36 protein-coding genes are annotated in these 16,475 nt (G+C 33.7%); all 36 read right to left on the reverse strand.

Translation table 11 applies throughout. The annotated features are described in order from the left end of the window. Window position 1: 1 nt before the first annotated feature. The 36 genes from KP014_RS20415 to KP014_RS20590 all read right to left on the reverse strand — a co-directional run bounded on the left by KP014_RS20415 (window position 2) and on the right by KP014_RS20590 (window position 16,444). The gene (locus KP014_RS20415; RefSeq protein ID WP_246590561.1) at window positions 2–265 is read right to left on the reverse strand and encodes a hypothetical protein; all 264 of its coding nucleotides are present in this window, start codon (window positions 263–265) and stop codon (window positions 2–4) included. Window positions 266–326: 61 nt separating this feature from the next. Beyond that, window positions 327–497 (reverse strand): hypothetical protein, encoded by a 171-nt coding sequence (locus KP014_RS20420; RefSeq protein ID WP_175491751.1) that lies wholly within the window; start codon window positions 495–497, stop codon window positions 327–329. A 24-nt stretch (window positions 498–521) separates the two neighbouring features. After that, the gene (locus KP014_RS20425) at window positions 522–803 is read right to left on the reverse strand and encodes a hypothetical protein (RefSeq protein WP_036588147.1); all 282 of its coding nucleotides are present in this window, start codon (window positions 801–803) and stop codon (window positions 522–524) included. Window positions 804–1,291: 488 nt separating this feature from the next. Then, the gene (locus KP014_RS20430; protein WP_175491752.1) at window positions 1,292–1,456 is read right to left on the reverse strand and encodes a hypothetical protein; all 165 of its coding nucleotides are present in this window, start codon (window positions 1,454–1,456) and stop codon (window positions 1,292–1,294) included. 16 nt (window positions 1,457–1,472) lie between these two features. Beyond that, window positions 1,473–1,721, reverse strand: coding sequence for a hypothetical protein (locus KP014_RS20435; RefSeq protein ID WP_036588151.1), 249 nt, complete (start codon window positions 1,719–1,721; stop codon window positions 1,473–1,475). 93 nt (window positions 1,722–1,814) lie between these two features. Next, on the reverse strand, window positions 1,815–2,120 hold the full coding sequence (locus tag KP014_RS20440; protein ID WP_036588153.1) for a hypothetical protein: 306 nt from the start codon (window positions 2,118–2,120) through the stop codon (window positions 1,815–1,817). A 2-nt stretch (window positions 2,121–2,122) separates the two neighbouring features. Then, entirely contained in the window at window positions 2,123–2,404 is a 282-nt protein-coding gene (locus KP014_RS20445; RefSeq protein WP_051499294.1) for a hypothetical protein, read from the reverse strand. Beyond that, window positions 2,394–2,678, reverse strand: a complete 285-nt coding sequence (locus tag KP014_RS20450; RefSeq protein WP_036588157.1) for a hypothetical protein — start codon at window positions 2,676–2,678, stop codon at window positions 2,394–2,396. Before KP014_RS20450 ends, KP014_RS20445 begins: the two co-directional genes overlap by 11 nt. Window positions 2,679–2,700: 22 nt before the next feature. Beyond that, window positions 2,701–2,991 carry a hypothetical protein gene (locus KP014_RS20455; protein WP_036588158.1) on the reverse strand — a complete coding sequence of 97 codons (291 nt, stop codon included), beginning with the start codon at window positions 2,989–2,991 and terminating at the stop codon, window positions 2,701–2,703. A 210-nt stretch (window positions 2,992–3,201) separates the two neighbouring features. Continuing rightward, window positions 3,202–3,417, reverse strand: a complete 216-nt coding sequence (locus tag KP014_RS20460; protein ID WP_036588163.1) for a hypothetical protein — start codon at window positions 3,415–3,417, stop codon at window positions 3,202–3,204. 45 nt (window positions 3,418–3,462) lie between these two features. After that, a complete protein-coding gene (locus KP014_RS20465) occupies window positions 3,463–3,975 on the reverse strand; it encodes a hypothetical protein (protein WP_036588582.1) in 513 nt (170 codons plus the stop codon). A gap of 41 nt (window positions 3,976–4,016) precedes the next feature. Further along, window positions 4,017–4,184 (reverse strand): hypothetical protein, encoded by a 168-nt coding sequence (locus KP014_RS20470; RefSeq protein WP_175491753.1) that lies wholly within the window; start codon window positions 4,182–4,184, stop codon window positions 4,017–4,019. Beyond that, window positions 4,181–4,450, reverse strand: coding sequence for a hypothetical protein (locus tag KP014_RS20475; RefSeq protein WP_036588166.1), 270 nt, complete (start codon window positions 4,448–4,450; stop codon window positions 4,181–4,183). The genes KP014_RS20470 and KP014_RS20475 overlap by 4 nt, the downstream gene beginning before the upstream one ends. 25 nt (window positions 4,451–4,475) lie before the next feature. Continuing rightward, a complete protein-coding gene (locus tag KP014_RS20480; RefSeq protein ID WP_036588169.1) occupies window positions 4,476–4,691 on the reverse strand; it encodes a hypothetical protein in 216 nt (71 codons plus the stop codon). Window positions 4,692–4,728: 37 nt separating this feature from the next. Next, on the reverse strand, window positions 4,729–5,202 hold the full coding sequence (locus tag KP014_RS20485) for a hypothetical protein (protein WP_036588171.1): 474 nt from the start codon (window positions 5,200–5,202) through the stop codon (window positions 4,729–4,731). Between the two features lie 357 nt (window positions 5,203–5,559). Further along, entirely contained in the window at window positions 5,560–5,778 is a 219-nt protein-coding gene (locus KP014_RS20490; RefSeq protein WP_036588174.1) for a hypothetical protein, read from the reverse strand. Between the two features lie 123 nt (window positions 5,779–5,901). Next, window positions 5,902–6,288 (reverse strand): YhjD family protein, encoded by a 387-nt coding sequence (locus tag KP014_RS20495; protein WP_036588176.1) that lies wholly within the window; start codon window positions 6,286–6,288, stop codon window positions 5,902–5,904. Beyond that, complete coding sequence (locus KP014_RS20500; RefSeq protein WP_036588179.1) at window positions 6,285–6,641, reverse strand: YolD-like family protein; 357 nt, start codon at window positions 6,639–6,641, stop codon at window positions 6,285–6,287. The genes KP014_RS20495 and KP014_RS20500 overlap by 4 nt, the downstream gene beginning before the upstream one ends. Beyond that, entirely contained in the window at window positions 6,638–7,879 is a 1,242-nt protein-coding gene (locus tag KP014_RS20505) for a DNA polymerase IV (RefSeq protein ID WP_036588182.1), read from the reverse strand. Before KP014_RS20505 ends, KP014_RS20500 begins: the two co-directional genes overlap by 4 nt. A gap of 198 nt (window positions 7,880–8,077) precedes the next feature. Continuing rightward, a complete protein-coding gene (locus KP014_RS20510) occupies window positions 8,078–8,377 on the reverse strand; it encodes a hypothetical protein (RefSeq protein WP_036588184.1) in 300 nt (99 codons plus the stop codon). A 35-nt stretch (window positions 8,378–8,412) separates the two neighbouring features. Next, window positions 8,413–8,568, reverse strand: a complete 156-nt coding sequence (locus KP014_RS20515) for a hypothetical protein (protein ID WP_175491754.1) — start codon at window positions 8,566–8,568, stop codon at window positions 8,413–8,415. Beyond that, a complete protein-coding gene (locus KP014_RS20520; protein ID WP_051499296.1) occupies window positions 8,568–9,197 on the reverse strand; it encodes a DNA-processing protein DprA in 630 nt (209 codons plus the stop codon). Before KP014_RS20520 ends, KP014_RS20515 begins: the two co-directional genes overlap by 1 nt. 158 nt (window positions 9,198–9,355) lie before the next feature. Next, on the reverse strand, window positions 9,356–9,802 hold the full coding sequence (locus KP014_RS20525) for a hypothetical protein (protein ID WP_036588185.1): 447 nt from the start codon (window positions 9,800–9,802) through the stop codon (window positions 9,356–9,358). A gap of 19 nt (window positions 9,803–9,821) precedes the next feature. Further along, window positions 9,822–10,304, reverse strand: coding sequence for a hypothetical protein (locus tag KP014_RS20530; RefSeq protein WP_036588188.1), 483 nt, complete (start codon window positions 10,302–10,304; stop codon window positions 9,822–9,824). A 313-nt stretch (window positions 10,305–10,617) separates the two neighbouring features. Continuing rightward, window positions 10,618–10,968, reverse strand: a complete 351-nt coding sequence (locus KP014_RS20535; protein WP_036588191.1) for a hypothetical protein — start codon at window positions 10,966–10,968, stop codon at window positions 10,618–10,620. Next, complete coding sequence (locus KP014_RS20540; protein ID WP_036588194.1) at window positions 10,968–11,381, reverse strand: hypothetical protein; 414 nt, start codon at window positions 11,379–11,381, stop codon at window positions 10,968–10,970. Before KP014_RS20540 ends, KP014_RS20535 begins: the two co-directional genes overlap by 1 nt. Then, window positions 11,381–11,827, reverse strand: a complete 447-nt coding sequence (locus KP014_RS20545; RefSeq protein ID WP_036588196.1) for a hypothetical protein — start codon at window positions 11,825–11,827, stop codon at window positions 11,381–11,383. Before KP014_RS20545 ends, KP014_RS20540 begins: the two co-directional genes overlap by 1 nt. Window positions 11,828–12,054: 227 nt before the next feature. Continuing rightward, a complete protein-coding gene (locus KP014_RS20550; RefSeq protein ID WP_036588200.1) occupies window positions 12,055–12,432 on the reverse strand; it encodes a hypothetical protein in 378 nt (125 codons plus the stop codon). Further along, window positions 12,429–12,602: a hypothetical protein gene (locus KP014_RS20555; RefSeq protein WP_216700402.1), complete on the reverse strand. Its 174-nt coding sequence runs from the start codon at window positions 12,600–12,602 to the stop codon at window positions 12,429–12,431. Before KP014_RS20555 ends, KP014_RS20550 begins: the two co-directional genes overlap by 4 nt. 14 nt (window positions 12,603–12,616) lie before the next feature. Next, a complete protein-coding gene (locus tag KP014_RS20560) occupies window positions 12,617–12,847 on the reverse strand; it encodes a hypothetical protein (RefSeq protein WP_036588206.1) in 231 nt (76 codons plus the stop codon). A 333-nt stretch (window positions 12,848–13,180) separates the two neighbouring features. Then, window positions 13,181–14,725 carry a serine/threonine-protein kinase gene (locus KP014_RS20565; RefSeq protein WP_036588210.1) on the reverse strand — a complete coding sequence of 515 codons (1,545 nt, stop codon included), beginning with the start codon at window positions 14,723–14,725 and terminating at the stop codon, window positions 13,181–13,183. 102 nt (window positions 14,726–14,827) lie between these two features. Continuing rightward, window positions 14,828–14,977, reverse strand: a complete 150-nt coding sequence (locus tag KP014_RS20570; RefSeq protein WP_175491755.1) for a hypothetical protein — start codon at window positions 14,975–14,977, stop codon at window positions 14,828–14,830. 68 nt (window positions 14,978–15,045) lie between these two features. Next, the gene (locus tag KP014_RS20575; protein ID WP_036588212.1) at window positions 15,046–15,240 is read right to left on the reverse strand and encodes a hypothetical protein; all 195 of its coding nucleotides are present in this window, start codon (window positions 15,238–15,240) and stop codon (window positions 15,046–15,048) included. 29 nt (window positions 15,241–15,269) lie between these two features. Then, entirely contained in the window at window positions 15,270–15,590 is a 321-nt protein-coding gene (locus tag KP014_RS20580; protein ID WP_036588214.1) for a hypothetical protein, read from the reverse strand. A 45-nt stretch (window positions 15,591–15,635) separates the two neighbouring features. After that, window positions 15,636–15,842: a hypothetical protein gene (locus KP014_RS20585; protein WP_036588215.1), complete on the reverse strand. Its 207-nt coding sequence runs from the start codon at window positions 15,840–15,842 to the stop codon at window positions 15,636–15,638. A 95-nt stretch (window positions 15,843–15,937) separates the two neighbouring features. Then, window positions 15,938–16,444: a siphovirus Gp157 family protein gene (locus KP014_RS20590; RefSeq protein ID WP_036588219.1), complete on the reverse strand. Its 507-nt coding sequence runs from the start codon at window positions 16,442–16,444 to the stop codon at window positions 15,938–15,940. Window positions 16,445–16,475: the final 31 nt, after the last annotated feature.

The raw sequence follows: 16,475 nt of genomic DNA on the forward strand, positions 1-16,475 counted from the left end.
TCTAATATAGTTTCTGCCCCTTTCCAGTTGTTAACTTCCACGCATGGAGACATCCAACCTCTAGTTCCTGTGCATCTGTAAAGCAAGCCTTACACTCTCCAGACTTATAGTATTCACAACCTTTAGATACAATCTTTCTAAGTTGTTTCTTAGACAATACTCTTGCGGTTGGCCCTCTTAAGTATCTATCTTCTGTATGAACAATAATATATTTTGGGTCAGTTGCTAATTCGTGCGCCTTTTTTCTCATTGTCTTCACTTCCATTTCTTAATGAAAGGAAAATTTCATAAGTTTTTAATTCAAACATGGTTATGATTCATAAATATTAAATATATTCGTAATGACCATGAGAAACCACATCTGGACACTCACCATTTTTCTCAACAATTACTTGGACACCAATATCTCTGTATTTATGAGCGTCTTTAATATAGTACTCTTCATTAACATTGTACCAATTCCAAGATTCACTTTTTGTAATAATAATTTTCTTCACTTTTAATTTCCTCCCTTAATAATACTAAATTTTTTCTACTTTATACGATAGCCATCTTTCCATCTCTTGGTTGTATGCTTGTTCAACATCGTCTTCATCCAATTCCTCGTCTAGGTTTTTAAGTTCTTCTATTACTTCTTTGTACGTTCTCAAGCCATATAAGCCAGCGCATTTTTCATACTCTTCTACGGCACGTTCATAGGCATAATCCATTGCTTCGTCTTGTGAATCAAAGTCTTCTGTCGAACCATACTTTGCTCCACCAAAACCGCCGCCAAGACCGTAGTATATTTTGTAATTTACCATTATATGCAACTCCCTAAATATTTTTAATGAAAGAAAATTTTATTTGATCTTAACGAATAACTCCGATAACTCTTCATCTGTAATAATATAATCTGCAAAGTCTCGATTTGCTCCAAGCGCATGTTTCCCGTCATTTGTTTTATAACAATAAAAATAAATTGCCTCATTATATTTGTGTTTATATAGCACACTATCTCATCCTTTCTTCATGAAATGTATGATTTATCAACTTTCCTCCTTCCACTTAGTTTTAAAACCCAAGTACTTAGTCATAGAAATTTTTGCTCCTCTTAACGATCTAAAGTTGTCGTGATAAGCGATGCTCATTCCTGTTGCAGATAAGTAATTCTTACCAGGATAAAACTGTGTAGAATACAGTTGAGTATTAGGATTGTATATTATTGAAGCCGACTCTCCGTCTTTAGGATTAATCAGTTTCCATGTCTTTTTCATCTTCTACCCCATGATTTGATGATAAAGTATTTGTTTTATTCGAAGTCAAATCCATATCTTTCTAGCAGTTTTGTAACAACATTGATATCAGACTTATTTATCCATTCAATGAATTCCTCTACTGTTTCATAGTCTTTTTTAGGAACATTGGTATTCCATCCATGTTCTTTTTCCCAAGCAGTACCGTCGGCTAAACTCATAAATCATTCTCCTTCTTCAATAAAGTTTTTGTCCTCTTCCAACCGTCATCTTCCAGGCAAATAGACATGTATACTCCAACTCTTGTGCATCAGTAAAGCAACCATTGCACTGACCCTCCTTGTGGGCAAAGCACTTTTCAGCAGCAATTTTTCTCAACAATTTTTTAGAAATGACTCTTGCAGCTTGCTTGGTCAAATACCGATCCTCGGTATGGACAACAATATACTTTGGATGTTCGGTTAATTCGTGTGCTTTTCGTTTCATACTGCTCACTCATCTCTATATGAAATGCCACTTTTATCATGATTTATGTATCAAGAAACCCTTATTCTATGCGGTTATTTTGATTATTATTTTCTATTTCATTCTGTTATAGACCTTACGTGCATCTGTATGTAAAATCGTTGGACTAATGATAATATTCTTGCCGATCAGGTCTGACCAGTCTGCATCCCAAGTTCTTCGATCATTTAATTCAACAAAATAATTCTCTGTTAATTTCTCCGTTTCAGGCCAAGGCATTCTCCATTTTAAAATAATTAGATCGCTTGTTTTGGGATGTCTGATAACACCAGTAGTCACAAATTTTAAAATGTTGTAGCTTGGCAATCCCAATTTAATTGCATCAATTTCTTTATCATCTAATGTAGGCAATACCATCATAATTATCTCTCCTCTTCTTTTATAAATTCAAAGTATTCATTGATATCATCAATTCCCGTTTTATCATCTGACCAGCCAACCCACTCCTTATCTTCCTCAGACCATTCCTCAACGACTGTAGTATTGGCATAGTCAGGTTTGATTCGATTCTCATAGTGGAACAGGTCATAATCTGCAAGCGTGTTATAGAGCAGTCTAGCCTCTTGTAAATTGCCTGCTTCTACTTCAAATGGTTTTGCTCCGATTTGCGGATAGTGTACAATTCGTAGTTTTTTATTTGACACGGCTTCTCTCCTCATTAATCATTTTTAATAAGTCATTATGTTCTTTAATCCACTTCAAGCTTTTAGAGGTTGTGTCTTCAGGATATTGGGCAAACCACAGTAGATCATCGTAATTGTTTCGATGCAATTTAAATCCACTGCCAAATTCTCCTCCAAGACGATACTGGTTTCCCTGTTTGTCTACTACAAACTGTTTGAAACTATATTCGTCATAAGAACATTTGAGTGGTTCTATGTAATTTAATATTTCCTCATATAATTGTTCTCTGTCCATCCTTGTACCCCATTTCATGAAATCATATTTTATTCAACTTTGAAAATTCGCCTGGAATAAATCCATCAACCAAACCTTTTGCGTCTTTGAATGTTAGTGGTACAATATTATTGATTGAACACAACGTTAAATAATGTTCGTATGCAGCCTCATCAAATTTTGCTGATGGTTGGCTTTCTGCAAATTCGATAATACTATCGAGCGAAGCATTTTCAACCAACCATTCGCCGTTATGTTCAATATAATATTTTTCTCCCAAACTCCAGTGATTAATTCGGTATCCATTTACTGTTGTAATATAGGTATGAGTCATAGTCTAAACTCCTTTTTTCATTTCTTAATGAATTTCACATTTCTTTATGAAAGGTAATATAATCAAAGTCGTGTTCTACATAGAAACCAATGTGTAGCTCTTCGAGATGCTTTTCGAATCTAGAACTCAGTTCATCGCTACCATTAGAAATAATTAAATATCCCAGGTTAATAAACGATTCAAAACTAAATGACAACCATTCATCAACATTCATTTAACCTCGCCTACTTTTACAAGTTCCCATTGTTGATTCATGAAGGTATCAGTGAGGCAAACCCAACCTTCATATCCCAAAGAGATATTAATTCTACCTTCTGTATCACAATAAATGAAGTTTCCAGCGCTATCTTTTGTGACCAACCTTCCATCTTTTGATTTCGCAATTATTCTATTATTCATCGAACCAATCATTTCAATCGTGTTCATTTGATTATTCTCATCTCCTCATAAAAGATTGTTTTTATCTGGATTTTATTTCTTTATTTTTCTCTCATCATTCTCCAGATAATATTTATGTAAAAATCTCCTTTTCAATGTATCATCTAACTCGCGTTTTATCCAAGGCTTAGCCTCATTTTTAGATCTTTCCCAGTCATATTTTAGCAGAGTTCCGACACAATAACGAAACTCTTCCAAAACCTCTTGCTTTCTATTTCCTCTTTCTATCATCCCTAGCAACTCTCTAATTCTATTATCGAGATTGTTATCCGATGTATATTGGAGAGGATTTAAACTCAAGATCAAATGCGTAATAGTGTATTTTTCAGTTTCTTTTTCATTGTACTCACCAGAATATATTTTTGAGGCGCTGATTTTAACGAATTCTCTCCACTTCGCTCTCTCTTCTGTTATATACTTTAGAGATTGATTTTTATCATTTGATACCTTATTGATTAAATTGGCAAATAATGCAGTCACAAGAGATACAGGGAAAGCTATTGTCAATAGTTTATTTAGAAGATCTGTTGTTGTTTCTGGACTCATAGGCAATCTCCGATCTTTGAAAAAATTGGTTGTGGTATAGATTAGCCCCATCCATTCTCTTCAAATTTATGAATTGCTGCATCTATACCAGATCCAAATCCCACTCCATAAGCTATTCTCAGAATTTCTTTTTCATCTTCTGTAAGTTGTCTATCCATTTTCAAAGTACATACCATTTCAACTTCATCATAATTATGTTCTTTGTTCATTGTTTACCATCTCCGTGAATTCCAGTTACATTGAATCTTTCCTCTTCACAGAACTCAATTGCTTCCTCTCTCGTCGAAAATGAATTTACCCAAAACTCTGTTCCTTCAACTTGTACTGACCATTGAAACACAGCAGCGTCATCGCCATATATGATAAAAACATCAGGTTTTTCCTGATATACTCTATCAAGTGCCAAGTTATCTTTTTCTTTTCTTGAAATATCTTCTCTGTCATAAACTTCATTTATGTATTGCTTAAGTGACATACACTTTTCCTCCTTTAGCATGTGACTATACAGATAATATTTCCACACTATGATTTTGACAAACTTCTTGTAATTTACAAGCCCAAGTAAAGTGAAACTGGTTAACTACTTCCTTTTCTTTTTCACTTAAAACATTACCCCATACTTCTTCTTCTATATAATCAGGACATTCAAATAAATAGTATGTAACTACTTCACCAAATGGGTTATAGCTTGCTGGCCCAATAATCACTTTATCCATTTATTTCTCCTTTCGTTTTTCTCATAAAAGGCTAATTTCATTTACTATTGATAATATAATTCTTCGTGACTTTCCCCGTAGATAAAATCACTTTATTATTGCCTTGTGAGATGGACTTAGTAAGGTTAACAACAAAATGCCTTTTGATGTATATATGTGAGTAAAAGTTGGCCATATCGTTTTGAGGTTTTTTATTGTAAATCACTTTATCATTAACTACAATAACCAACGGATCGGAACTATTCACGTACTTGCCATATATGTAAAATTCCCTTGTTTTATCTGAGTACATGCTAGTATCTATAGATATATTGTTCTGGTCATCCAATTCAAATTCCTCGTCATATGCCCCTCCTTCTCCTTGCTTGATAATGCCCAATCCAACGCTATAAAAAAATGTATTTGGTTCCCCAAATTTCTTTTCAATTTTATATCTGAGATTGTTTGGCACTTGAAAAAAGATCAATACCGTTACCAATGCAATTATGCAAATGAAGATCTTCTTTTTCACTTCAGCATTCCTTCTCTCAGTAAAAGAATTGTTTCATTAATATACCAACGATTTTTTATATTTTGAAAACTTCGGTGTATCCCTTTTCGGAAAACTGCTTATATATATTGAGTTTGTCTCGTTCTGAGTCATAAATGAAGAACGATCTTATTTTATTGAAGCATTTGATAATTTCAGCATTGACCGACTTCTGAATAAAGCAATTTGATGAAGGGTCTCTTTCTATGTAGTCGATAAACGTGTTTGATGATTTATCGAATAAGTAATAACCTTCTCCATAATTCCCTACAAATAATGCATAAGCATCTTTAAACTCATAAAGATGGCTCGCCATTTCATCCACTCCTTATGAAAGTATTATTTCGTACTGATTTCCCATAACTCGTTTTCGAGTGTATAGCAGCTCTTTGCCCAATTACAGAAATCCTCAATACCGCATATACCTAAGACATGTCCTCCTCTAGGGTTTTCAATGTATTTAATGACATCTTTTGATACGTCAATTGACTGAATCATTCGCACACTTTTATTGTCCGTGTAACGCTCACCTTCTGCTAATTCATATGGCTCCATCATACATCGCTCCTTATTAATATGTATTCTTCAATACCGTAGCACTTTCCTTGCTATAACTTAATAATACACCAAATTAATAGTATATTCAAGTTATTTATTTTTACTTTATAAACTCATTCTGTCCTATTCTCTTTTAATTTTCTCTATATCAACGCTCATAAATTCAGCAATTTTAATTTCTAATTCAGCCTTCACTCTAGTCATAAGCATCGTTATTCTACCTTTATATCCCCGACATAAATAATCGGCCGTTATTTCTTTTTTATTCCTTACTGGTTCAAACACTTTTATACCCCTGTATCTCAGCTCTTTGCGTATCTCGAATAGTTCCTGACTAATCTTATCCGTCAACGATTCCAATTGTAAGACAAATAGCTCACCAAATCTTAAGTGTGAGTTATTTGTCTTCTGAATATTATCTTGGAATGCATCTAATAAATACGGATATATAAGATACTTCTTAATAAGCGTTAATTCTTCTTCGTTCGGTATTTGTATTCGACTCTTCACATATAGTCGCTCCCTGAACCAATCAAATGAGATGATACAATTTCATCAAAGTCAATCCACTCATATCCATTTTCAATTTCGATCCGAAGTTTACTTGATAATTCACTAACAGCTACGACCGTTCCACTTATCCGTCTATTTTCATAAATCCCAAATATCTCAATTGAAATTTTTTCTCCTTCATGTAAAGATGTTAGGATATTTTGGGCAATAATTTCTTTTTCATCATTATGTAAAATCGGTTTTGTTTTCTCACCCAAATCTAATCGATGTTCATTGACCCTTTCCTTATGTTGAGGCAGCATCATTCTGCTTGATTCCCATATACCATTTCCTTGAAGTTTCTTAGTCATTTATAATGCCCTCCAATTTTTTCCGCTCTGTCAACGGCCTGACCGGCGTCCGTTAATGAACTTGCTCTAAGAATGGATACCTCACCAAATCGATCTTTAATATTATCCATCACCTTGTCTATTGCACGTTGACGTTCTTTATTGTCGAATAGAGTTAATTGATAAATATCGTCCTTAACTAAATCCGATAACGAAACGCCAACCCTTCTTACAGGCTGTCTGTCCCAATAATCGTAAAACAGTCTTTTTGCTGTTTCATATACATCCAAGGTTATATTTGTTGGATCAACAACTTTTATTTGTCTGCTAAAGCCTGTTTTGTAATCAAAGTCTGCACCAGATATGCTTACAGTAATTACGCTTCCCATTAACCCTTTCTTTCTTGCTCTTCTGCATACTTCAGAGCATAAGTCTAAAAGGACTACTTCAATTTCGCTGCCTGTTCTATAATCTCTGGGAAGGGTCATTCCGTTGCCTATATCCTTTTGCATTCTGTGAGTGTCCACGGACACAGGTGAATTATCTATTCCATTAGCTGTACGCCAAATAACTTCTCCATTAACTCCCCATTTGTTGCGAAGTGTGCTGAGTGGAGTTTTTGCAAGATCTCCAATTGTTAAAATACCCATCTTCCAAAGATGTTTCTCCATTCTGGAACCAATACCCCACATCTCCCTTACAGGATTATGCCATATGTGTTTATCTAACTCCTCTTTTTTCAAGTCGAATATTCCACCAGAAATTTTCTTTGCAATCATGTCGCAGCAAAGCTTACTGATTATTTTGTTCTCTCCAATTCCTGCCCGAGCATATATTCCTGTTTCACTGAGTATCTTGGTCTGGATATGTTTAGCTAGATGTATTGGATTATTTGCAAAAAGGTGCATTGATCCTGTAAACTCACAGAACATTTCATCTATACTGTACGGTTCAACTAAATCAGTGAACGATTCAATGATTTCAACAATTTGCATCGATACATCGATGTATTCCTGCATATGAGGTCTTATTACAATCAAATCAGGACACTTCTGCAACGCTTCCCATAATGCTTCAGCCGTTTTTACACCTTTCTGTTTAGCCAAAGGACATGCAGCCAGAATAATACCTGAACGCCTTGCTGGATCACCTGCTACTACTAGAGGTTTGTTTTTGTATTCTGGATGCTTTGCTTTCTCTACACTGGCATAAAAACTTTGCATATCAATCAGCATTACTGTTCTTTGTTTTTTCGACATGTACAAAAACCCCTTGTTAAGAACATGTGTTTGTATCAGTATTATACACCGAACACACGTTCTTTATGCAAGAGGAATTTTTTAACTTGGATCGAATATGTAATTGTTTGATTAGCAATATCTTATATTTTTCTTAAAACGATACTTTTATCTGGTTTTCTGTTTACAATTTAATGTTTTTATGAGTTTTTCATATCATTAATAATGAATTTTACGAACATATTCGTTGATTGCATCGTTTAAGCCCTGATGCAACATACAATATTGTTCTACGGTTAAAATTTGTTGAATTTCCTTTTCACTGACATTTTCGCGCCAACGATAATCGGAGTCATAAGCTGGTGACTTAGAAATTTTCTCAATATGTTCGTCCTGGTACTTTAACATTTCCTCCATAGTGAGGAACGCAGCTTCAAACTCATGCTTATCTTCTTCGTAAAGATTATAGATAGTGACATAAAGTAAAATGTAATTTTTAGATTCATAGTCTTCTGACATTGCTAAATCTCCTCCTTTATAAAAGCCCAATTTTATCAACTCTCTGATTGCCTGTTTAATGCTTCAGCAATTAATTCTGCATCATCTTTTTTTAGTCCTTCGGCCAAGTATCTGCTTTCTGTGGTATCGAAAATCGAATATTCATCTTTTAACAATCTTTTGTCTACCTCATATCGATAATACACGTTCATTAATTATCCTCCTCAATATTAAAATACTCTTCGACCAATCCTTCAATATCTAACTCCATATCCCACCATATCTTGCCCTCTTTTACTTCTGGATCTTTATGTAGTGTTAATTGATTGTCATATCGATAAACATCTTGACCGTATAATTTTCCATAAGTCATGCCATATCTTGTTCCACCGTCAATGACTCCTTCGTTCTTTACTGTAACAATTTTGGGACATAGCCTTGCCAATAATCTATCTCGTTCAATTAAGCGCCTAGAGAACTGACTTAATCCCTTCTCGTTGCTTTCTATGGCCTTACTGGCGAATGGATGTATAATGCATCCAAATTGTCTGATTTGTTCTGCTAGGGCTTTGTTTTGCCAAGGATAGATGTCTTGCTCAATAGGTGTATTAACAATAGCTATTGTCTGCCCCCTTGCTTCAATTGCTCCTTTGTGTGCTGCTGTATCGATATTTTTTGCTAGTCCTGATACAATCTTGTATCCCTGAGAGGCCAAATTGTATGAGAAATTAAAGGCTGTTTTATATTCTTCGGTTGAAGCATTACGTGAGCCAATTATAGCAACCCATTTTTCTCTATTCTTTAAATCAACATTAATTCCTGAGACTTTTATGTAGTTCACTTCTTTCTATCTGGTAATTGATTCGCTAATTACATATATCTCTTTATTTTGTTCGTCGTATCCATATACTAAAGTTACATCTTCAAGTTTGTTGACAACGATCTTTAGAGTCTTTCCATCTAAATCTTCAAAATTAAAGGTATCAATATGGTTAAAAATCAGTCCCACCATCCTTGAGATTTTTCAGAAATAATTTCAAAAGCTCGTTTCATATCTTCTGCTTCTTGCTGTTCTGCTCTATCCATTCCTTCGCTCCAGATTTTATAGTTTTCATTGTCTGTATTAAAATTCAGTTTATCATTATTAAAACTGATAAACTCATCAAATTTAAAATCGACTTTTTTAACACGAGAACCATCTATTATGTTATACAGAAGTTCTTTTGCCTCCATTATCTCTTCTGCTACTTCAGGTGCATTAGCCGAATATGTACGTTCACTTCGGAAAAATTTTTCCATGAATGAAAGCTTTTTATGTAAAATCCGATAAAGATATGCTTGGTCAAAGTCGCGGTCATTCCATATTACTGGAAGCCATTTAATAAGATTAGAGAGTCCTTCTGTTAAATTATAATATTTACCTTTAATCAATTTGATTATTTTCATTTATATTATCTCTCCCTGGTTATTCTATTACTTCAATTCTTACCTTCTTGCCGTGAAGTCTGCGACAAATTTCTGATATTTCTAAATCATCAATCATATAATCACACTCATAGCCATTATTTCCCCAAACTTTACCTTCATATTTAGTATTTAAATATGGTAAAATTGCTTCCTCTTCTAAACGTTGATAAGACGAATATATAAAATCATCAAATTTCCAATACTCTTCTTCAAAGCGCACTGTAATACCATTGGGAAGTAAACCACTAAGATTAACATCTACAAACTCTACGATACCACTAATATCATCATCGACCCAAACTTCCGCCTTTCTAGTAATTATTACAAGCCCATATTTTTCTTTTAATTTCGTTAGTGTCTTTTCAAATTCAATTTTCACAATTGCGTCTTTATCCAGGCATTCTACTTCGTGATCAGCACAATCAAATGGTGTATCAAATTCTTTATCGCAATTTTCACATTTATAGACTTCTCTAGGCATTAATAATTTCCCCTCTCATATTTTCTTAAAATGTTCATTTAATCAGCTTTTATCTTTAGCATCCACTTACATGATTCATAGTTAAGTCCTGCGACGAATGAATCTCGGATTCTTGTCATAATGAGTCTCAAGTCGTCATCCTCTGAAAATAGGTTTCCATCAATTGGACTAAACAACTTATGAGAAACACTTGCTATCATTTCTTTGAAATCATTGCTTCCGATTATCTTATTAATCTCACTGTTGATTATTTTTGTATCCATAAACACTCCTCATTTCTTCGTAAAATATGTATTTCTTATAGAATTATTTATTATTCCTGCAAGACAAGTTTGTTATTTTCCCAATGTCCCATTCTAGCCCTGTCGCTTTCGATCTCATTCAAACTATTCATAACCTTCAAAGCTTCCTCGTAATTTGAAGTTGCAGAAAACACAATTCCACTTCTCCCCTGGACCACATACACTTCTCCCTTCGTAGATTTTACATTCTCTCTATGCTTCTTAACTTCATTCATTAATCTATAAATTAATACATCATCATCATTTGGATTCATGGGAATTCGAATTACTGCTGTTCTATTTATAAGTCTGGTTAGTGCTGATCTGGCCATTGATAAATCAACTGGTTCTTTGCATTTCTTATCGAATTCATCTTGATTCATTATTTGGTCTCCTTATAAAAATAATGTTCTTCGCCATTTGTGTGAGTCCATCTGTATTTCCAACCTTCTTTGATCAACAATGGAATTACTTCCTCTAGACTCTTACTGGTGCTTCGAATAAGAGGCTTTGCTTCATTGTTGTAATTGAACCTCCAAGTTCCTATGTCATCTAAATATACTGTGGCTTGTATTTCATTAGGACTATTCTGCTTTTCAATTTCAGTTGCCACATCCAATATCTCTTTAGAAATCTTCCTCAACTTATCAGCAGTCCAAGTTGTTCCTCCACGACCACCAAAATTCAATCCACTATGCAATATGTATGGATGATTCGATGAATCCTTATTACCATCATTCTTTTTGATTGTTCCTGATACAAAGTTTCCTTTTACGATAATCTCATTGCTGAACATTAAATCATCTCCTTAATCTCTACAGAAATAAGCACATACTTTCCAATGTACTGAGCCAACATGTTCTCAATATTATGTCCGCCAATGATTAAGTTTTCGGTACTAAAGTAAGAAATCGTCAATTCCGAATATCCAATCCAATCTACCTGAACATCTATTTCTCCCATTGAACTTAAAATGTGATAGTTAATTGCCTCATCGGGTGTAAATTCTTTTTCGTTCAAGTAAATTTGAACAAAAGCCAGAGGAGATGAAAAGTGTTTAAATATCCCATCGCCGCCAATAGCTTTTCGGTGATAATCGCCATCATAATCTGGAAATTCAATATCTGTTAATTTGTTTGCTATGTATTCCCCTAAATTTATTCCGTTGATGATGATGCCGTGGCCTTCTTCTTTATCAATGATTCCACTTAATATTATTTTATTAATCATTTGCTCATCCATTTCAAAATCTCCCTCGTTCTTTTATTTACTTCATTTTACTCACTTGATTAACCACATGAAACACGCATTTCATTTAGAAATAATAGAATCGAATAATTCATTATACATTATCTTTAGGTGCGTATAACTTTCTTTTTTATTATTATATTTATTATATAAAACTATATTCATTATTAAGGATAACACTAATACAAATATCAATATGTACCGAAGATATCTGTTCATATTCAATCCTCCTTCCTATTCTTCAACAATGCTAAGTCATATCCAGATTCAATAAATTTTAATGTCTTCTTTCTGTTACAATCGTTCCCCAAATATGTATATATCTCGTGCATATCTTCTAAAGTAAAGTCTGTTCCCAAATATTCATTTATAATTGCTCTAATTCGTTTTTGCCAATACTCACTTACACCCTTACATGCGGGTCTTGATAACCAAGCCAACACTTTCCGTTTAATATCGATGTCTGTCTCAACGTCTTCTAGAAGGAAGTAGATATTATTTTTAGGTTCAACGATCAATTCAAAATTTGAATTAATGAAGACATTTGGCGAATGGTTCTGTACAATTTTCATAAACTTTTGGATTTCAATTAGGTTCACTTCAGCCCTCCTCCACGTAGAACATTAGTTAACTTTTTTATTCCTTCGTCAAAATATTTTCTTGATTCTTTAAATTTAGTAAATGTAACTGGTTCATATCCTTGTGATCTTGCATGATTACAATAGTGACCATACTTTTTGAACATGTAACGGCGTTCATCTTCAATCATTTCTCGGTATGCGATCATCCTTTTAGTTCCTCCAATGCATCTTCAAGATTATCTGTCCAACCCCACGTTCCCCCTTGAAGCAATGTTTCTCCTGTATTTTCATCACTCAAATAAATTTCAGAATACTCTTCTCCTTCTTCATTTGTGTAATTTAACCACCAAATGTCTACATATTTTAAATCTTTGTTGTTTCTTAACTCTGCTTGAATTTCTTTTGGTAGTTCATCGATCAATACGAATGTCATCTATTCACCCACATTTGTTTTATTTTTACTTTATTTATGCTGCATAAACATTGCCATGAACGAAAATAGTATGATGCTCGCAAAAAATGCTACTGTGACACTAATCATTCCATCTACAAAGCCGATGCTAAAGAGAAACGAAAAAAGTGATGATAGCACAAGAAATATTAAACAGAAAACCATATCACCTTTATTGATCTTCTTCATTTCTTTCTCCCTTCTTGATAAAACGTGCCTTTCATTAACAAGAGTGCTTTTTGTTTTATATTTATATTTACTCATTAATTCAATTTGTGCGTGTATAGAACTAATCCACACACGCACAAATTCTCTTTAAATATGTTGCATGATGGTTTCACTTACAAGGCTCAAAAAACTTTCGCTCTCAATTATTTCTCCTTCAATTCGAGCCCCCATAACATTAATTTCAATTAAAACCTTATCCAAATCTTTTAGTTCAACAGCGAAAGGCTCTAATAAATTAGCTGGCTTTTGATACCACGATGACAACTTGTTCTTCATCATATACCATGATCCATAAAGCTCACCCTCACCTCTTACTAATATTAAATTAAATCCTCTACCATTCACAACTTCTATATAGCCCCAAGCAACGATAAGTCGATCTTTTAGTTTTGGTCGCCGTACCACTTTTCTCTTTGTCTCAAAAAAACGATCTTCCTCTATCTTTTCAAAATTCTTGTCATACAAAATTTCAAATTTTAGTGTTCCTCTTTCTCCAGAAGGAAATCTAATATCAATATTGATTCTGTCTTGTTCAAGGCTTCTTATATCTCCAAGATTAATTTGTCCTTTTGTGTATTTCGTATTAAACTCATCAATAAATTCTCTAAGCGGAGAATATATTTCTTGTTGGAATTGGTAGTTAATTTCTTTAATGTATTCTAAATGTTCTTTTCGCTTTCTTTCTGCTTCGAGTTCGAGTGTTTTAAACGAGTCATCCTTACTCACTCTAATGTTCACCAAATTATCTATTAAACTAGAGTTAGAGGTGGGAGGTATATCATCAATTTGCATGGTTGCCTCTACTTCATTCCAGTTCTTATATCTTCGGGCCACATTTTTTTCCAACATAGTAGTAATCATCTGAATCATTCCATTTGGGATGGAGTCATTGATTTGTTTTATTGGCTTGATATTTTGATAGAAATGCGCTTGTTGCCAGCTATGCATATCATCGATTGCAACATCATATGGATGTTGCAATGTAGCCAATTCATAGAACACAATTCCCATAGAGTAAATATCATTCTGTATGGTATTTGTCTCTTGTCTCCACCTTTCTGGTGCAGTATATTTTATTGAACCATCTGCTTTAAATGTAAGTTGTCGCGTACCTTCATTAGCGTTTTTAGAAATGCCAAAATCAGCTATTTTTAAAATTCCATCTTTAATAAGTATATTCTCTAGTTTTATATCTCTATGTACTAAATGCTCATCCTCATTTATTGCTTTCATACCGTTTATTAATTGTGAATAAAGACCCTTTAACTCTGCCACATCAAAAAACTCGCCTTTTTGTTTTTGCCTTGTAACTGCATCTAATAATGTACCTTGATTGGCAAACTCCATGATTAAATATGGTGGAAGTCCTTTGTAGGTCTCTCCATCGTGTACATAAAAATATTTTAAAACATTAGTGTGATTAACTCTAAGTGCTGCCTGACATTCATTAAAAAAGGCATCATATGAGTGGGCCGAAGGGAATCCTGTAGGAAGTGTTTTTAGTGCGGATATGGAATCATCGACCGTATTTCTTAAACGGTACACAAACCCAAATCCTCCTCTTCCTATCATTTCTAAAACCTCGTAGGCTGTCTGGGCATGGTCAAATGCAATTGTTCCAGGTGTTATCATTAGAAATCCTCCTTTGTCGATTATGTTCTAATTATACAATATTTGAAAGCAATGCATCATCAAAGGATTTTGAATGAAATAGACCTTTCAACGTCTTTTTTCTCAGCACCATTCTTTTTGAGTGTTGCCACATTTACGACATTCAATATAAACTTCATTTTCATATTCTCCGGGATTACAAGAGAAATAAATATCTTCACTCCCACAATTATCACAAATAATTGCAAATCCTTTATTCACATCTTCATTCATTTATCTCTTCTCCTTTTCTTAATGAATGAACTCTTTTACTAATCTACAATATTATTGTTGACTATTAGTTAATATTGTTTAATCTTTGTGTTTTTCACTTGATCCTCCTCCTTAGGTAAAAACAGCAATTCATGTAATAACACCATTCTCTCACTACCATCTTCTTCAACAGCATAGAACCCTGGCTTATCTGAGTTTAATTCACATTCAATTCCACACTTATCCGCGATACTTAGAACTTCTTCCAGAGTTTTATCAAACATTTGTATTTTCCTTTCTTTTGACTAAAAATTCATCTAAACTCTTTTCTGTACTTAAAGTTAATCTTATATGTATATTCTCCTGTCGGGCTTGTAGCTAATGGTGTTCCATCTTTCCTCCAAAATCCTGACACCACACCAGTTTTGTCAATTGTTATATCTTTTACATCACATTTCATTAAGTGACCTTTGATTATTGAAAACATAGAATCAATCAATGCCTCTTTTTGTTCTTCTGTGTATGCGAATTCTGATAACTGATATGGCTTATCTAGATATTCGGCAACTCCCGGTATTTCTCTTACTTCTCTCATAAAATTTTTAAAATCTTGTCCAAGTTTTTTATCTTTCATCTCTCAATTCCTTTTCTTATTTTTTTTAAATTACTTCATTTATTTTTACTTAATAATATCAATCGAACTCAATGGAACTACATCCTCAATACCTTTAATGTTGGTGCTCTCTGCCCATAAATAATCTACAACTGCGTTTTCTCGATAAAAGACTATTCCGGTTACAATATCGCCCGTATCAAAAGCCTTAAAACGCTCTCCGTTATTATCCCAATATACGTCTTCTTCAACTTTAAAATTAACCTCTTTCATATGTATCATCCTCCAAATAAAATAGGTGGTAAATAACTTCACTAAAGTCATTATACCACCTTGTAATTCTATTGTATATACTTATTTTTACTTTATTAACTGAATCTAAGATGTTTTTTGTCCGTTATAAGTTCAACGCCATCAACAATTTTTCCGGCCTTAGCATCAGCAAGCAGTGTTTTAGTATCTACTTTTGCTGGTTGCGGAATTTTATAAACTTCTGGGATCTTTTTCTCATCCAGCACATTAATTGACGGAGGATTCTTTTGTAATCTCACCTTAAAGATGCCTGCATTAACTTTTTCAATGCCGTTTGCCTCAAGCAATGATTGCACATAAGCTTTAATTCCGTCATATCTGCATTGCAATGTCTTGCGTTTCTTTGCAAGCCGCTCTTCTTCGTCTTTGTAGATTTTAATTTCTGATTCAATATTTTTCAATAACTTTGTTGTGTTCTCTACCTTTACCTCAATCATATCCTCAATTGACTCCAAACTGTCGAGCAATGTCTGAAGATTGTCATCATCGAGATCACCATCTAAAGCATCCTCAATGTACTGATTGAGTAAAGTATATTTATCCATTAATTCGTATAATTTCATTATTTTATTACTCCTTTATGTATATTTATTA

The sequence above is a fragment of the Paenibacillus sophorae genome (assembly GCF_018966525.1).
GTDB lineage: Bacteria > Bacillota > Bacilli > Paenibacillales > Paenibacillaceae > Paenibacillus_AQ > Paenibacillus_AQ sophorae.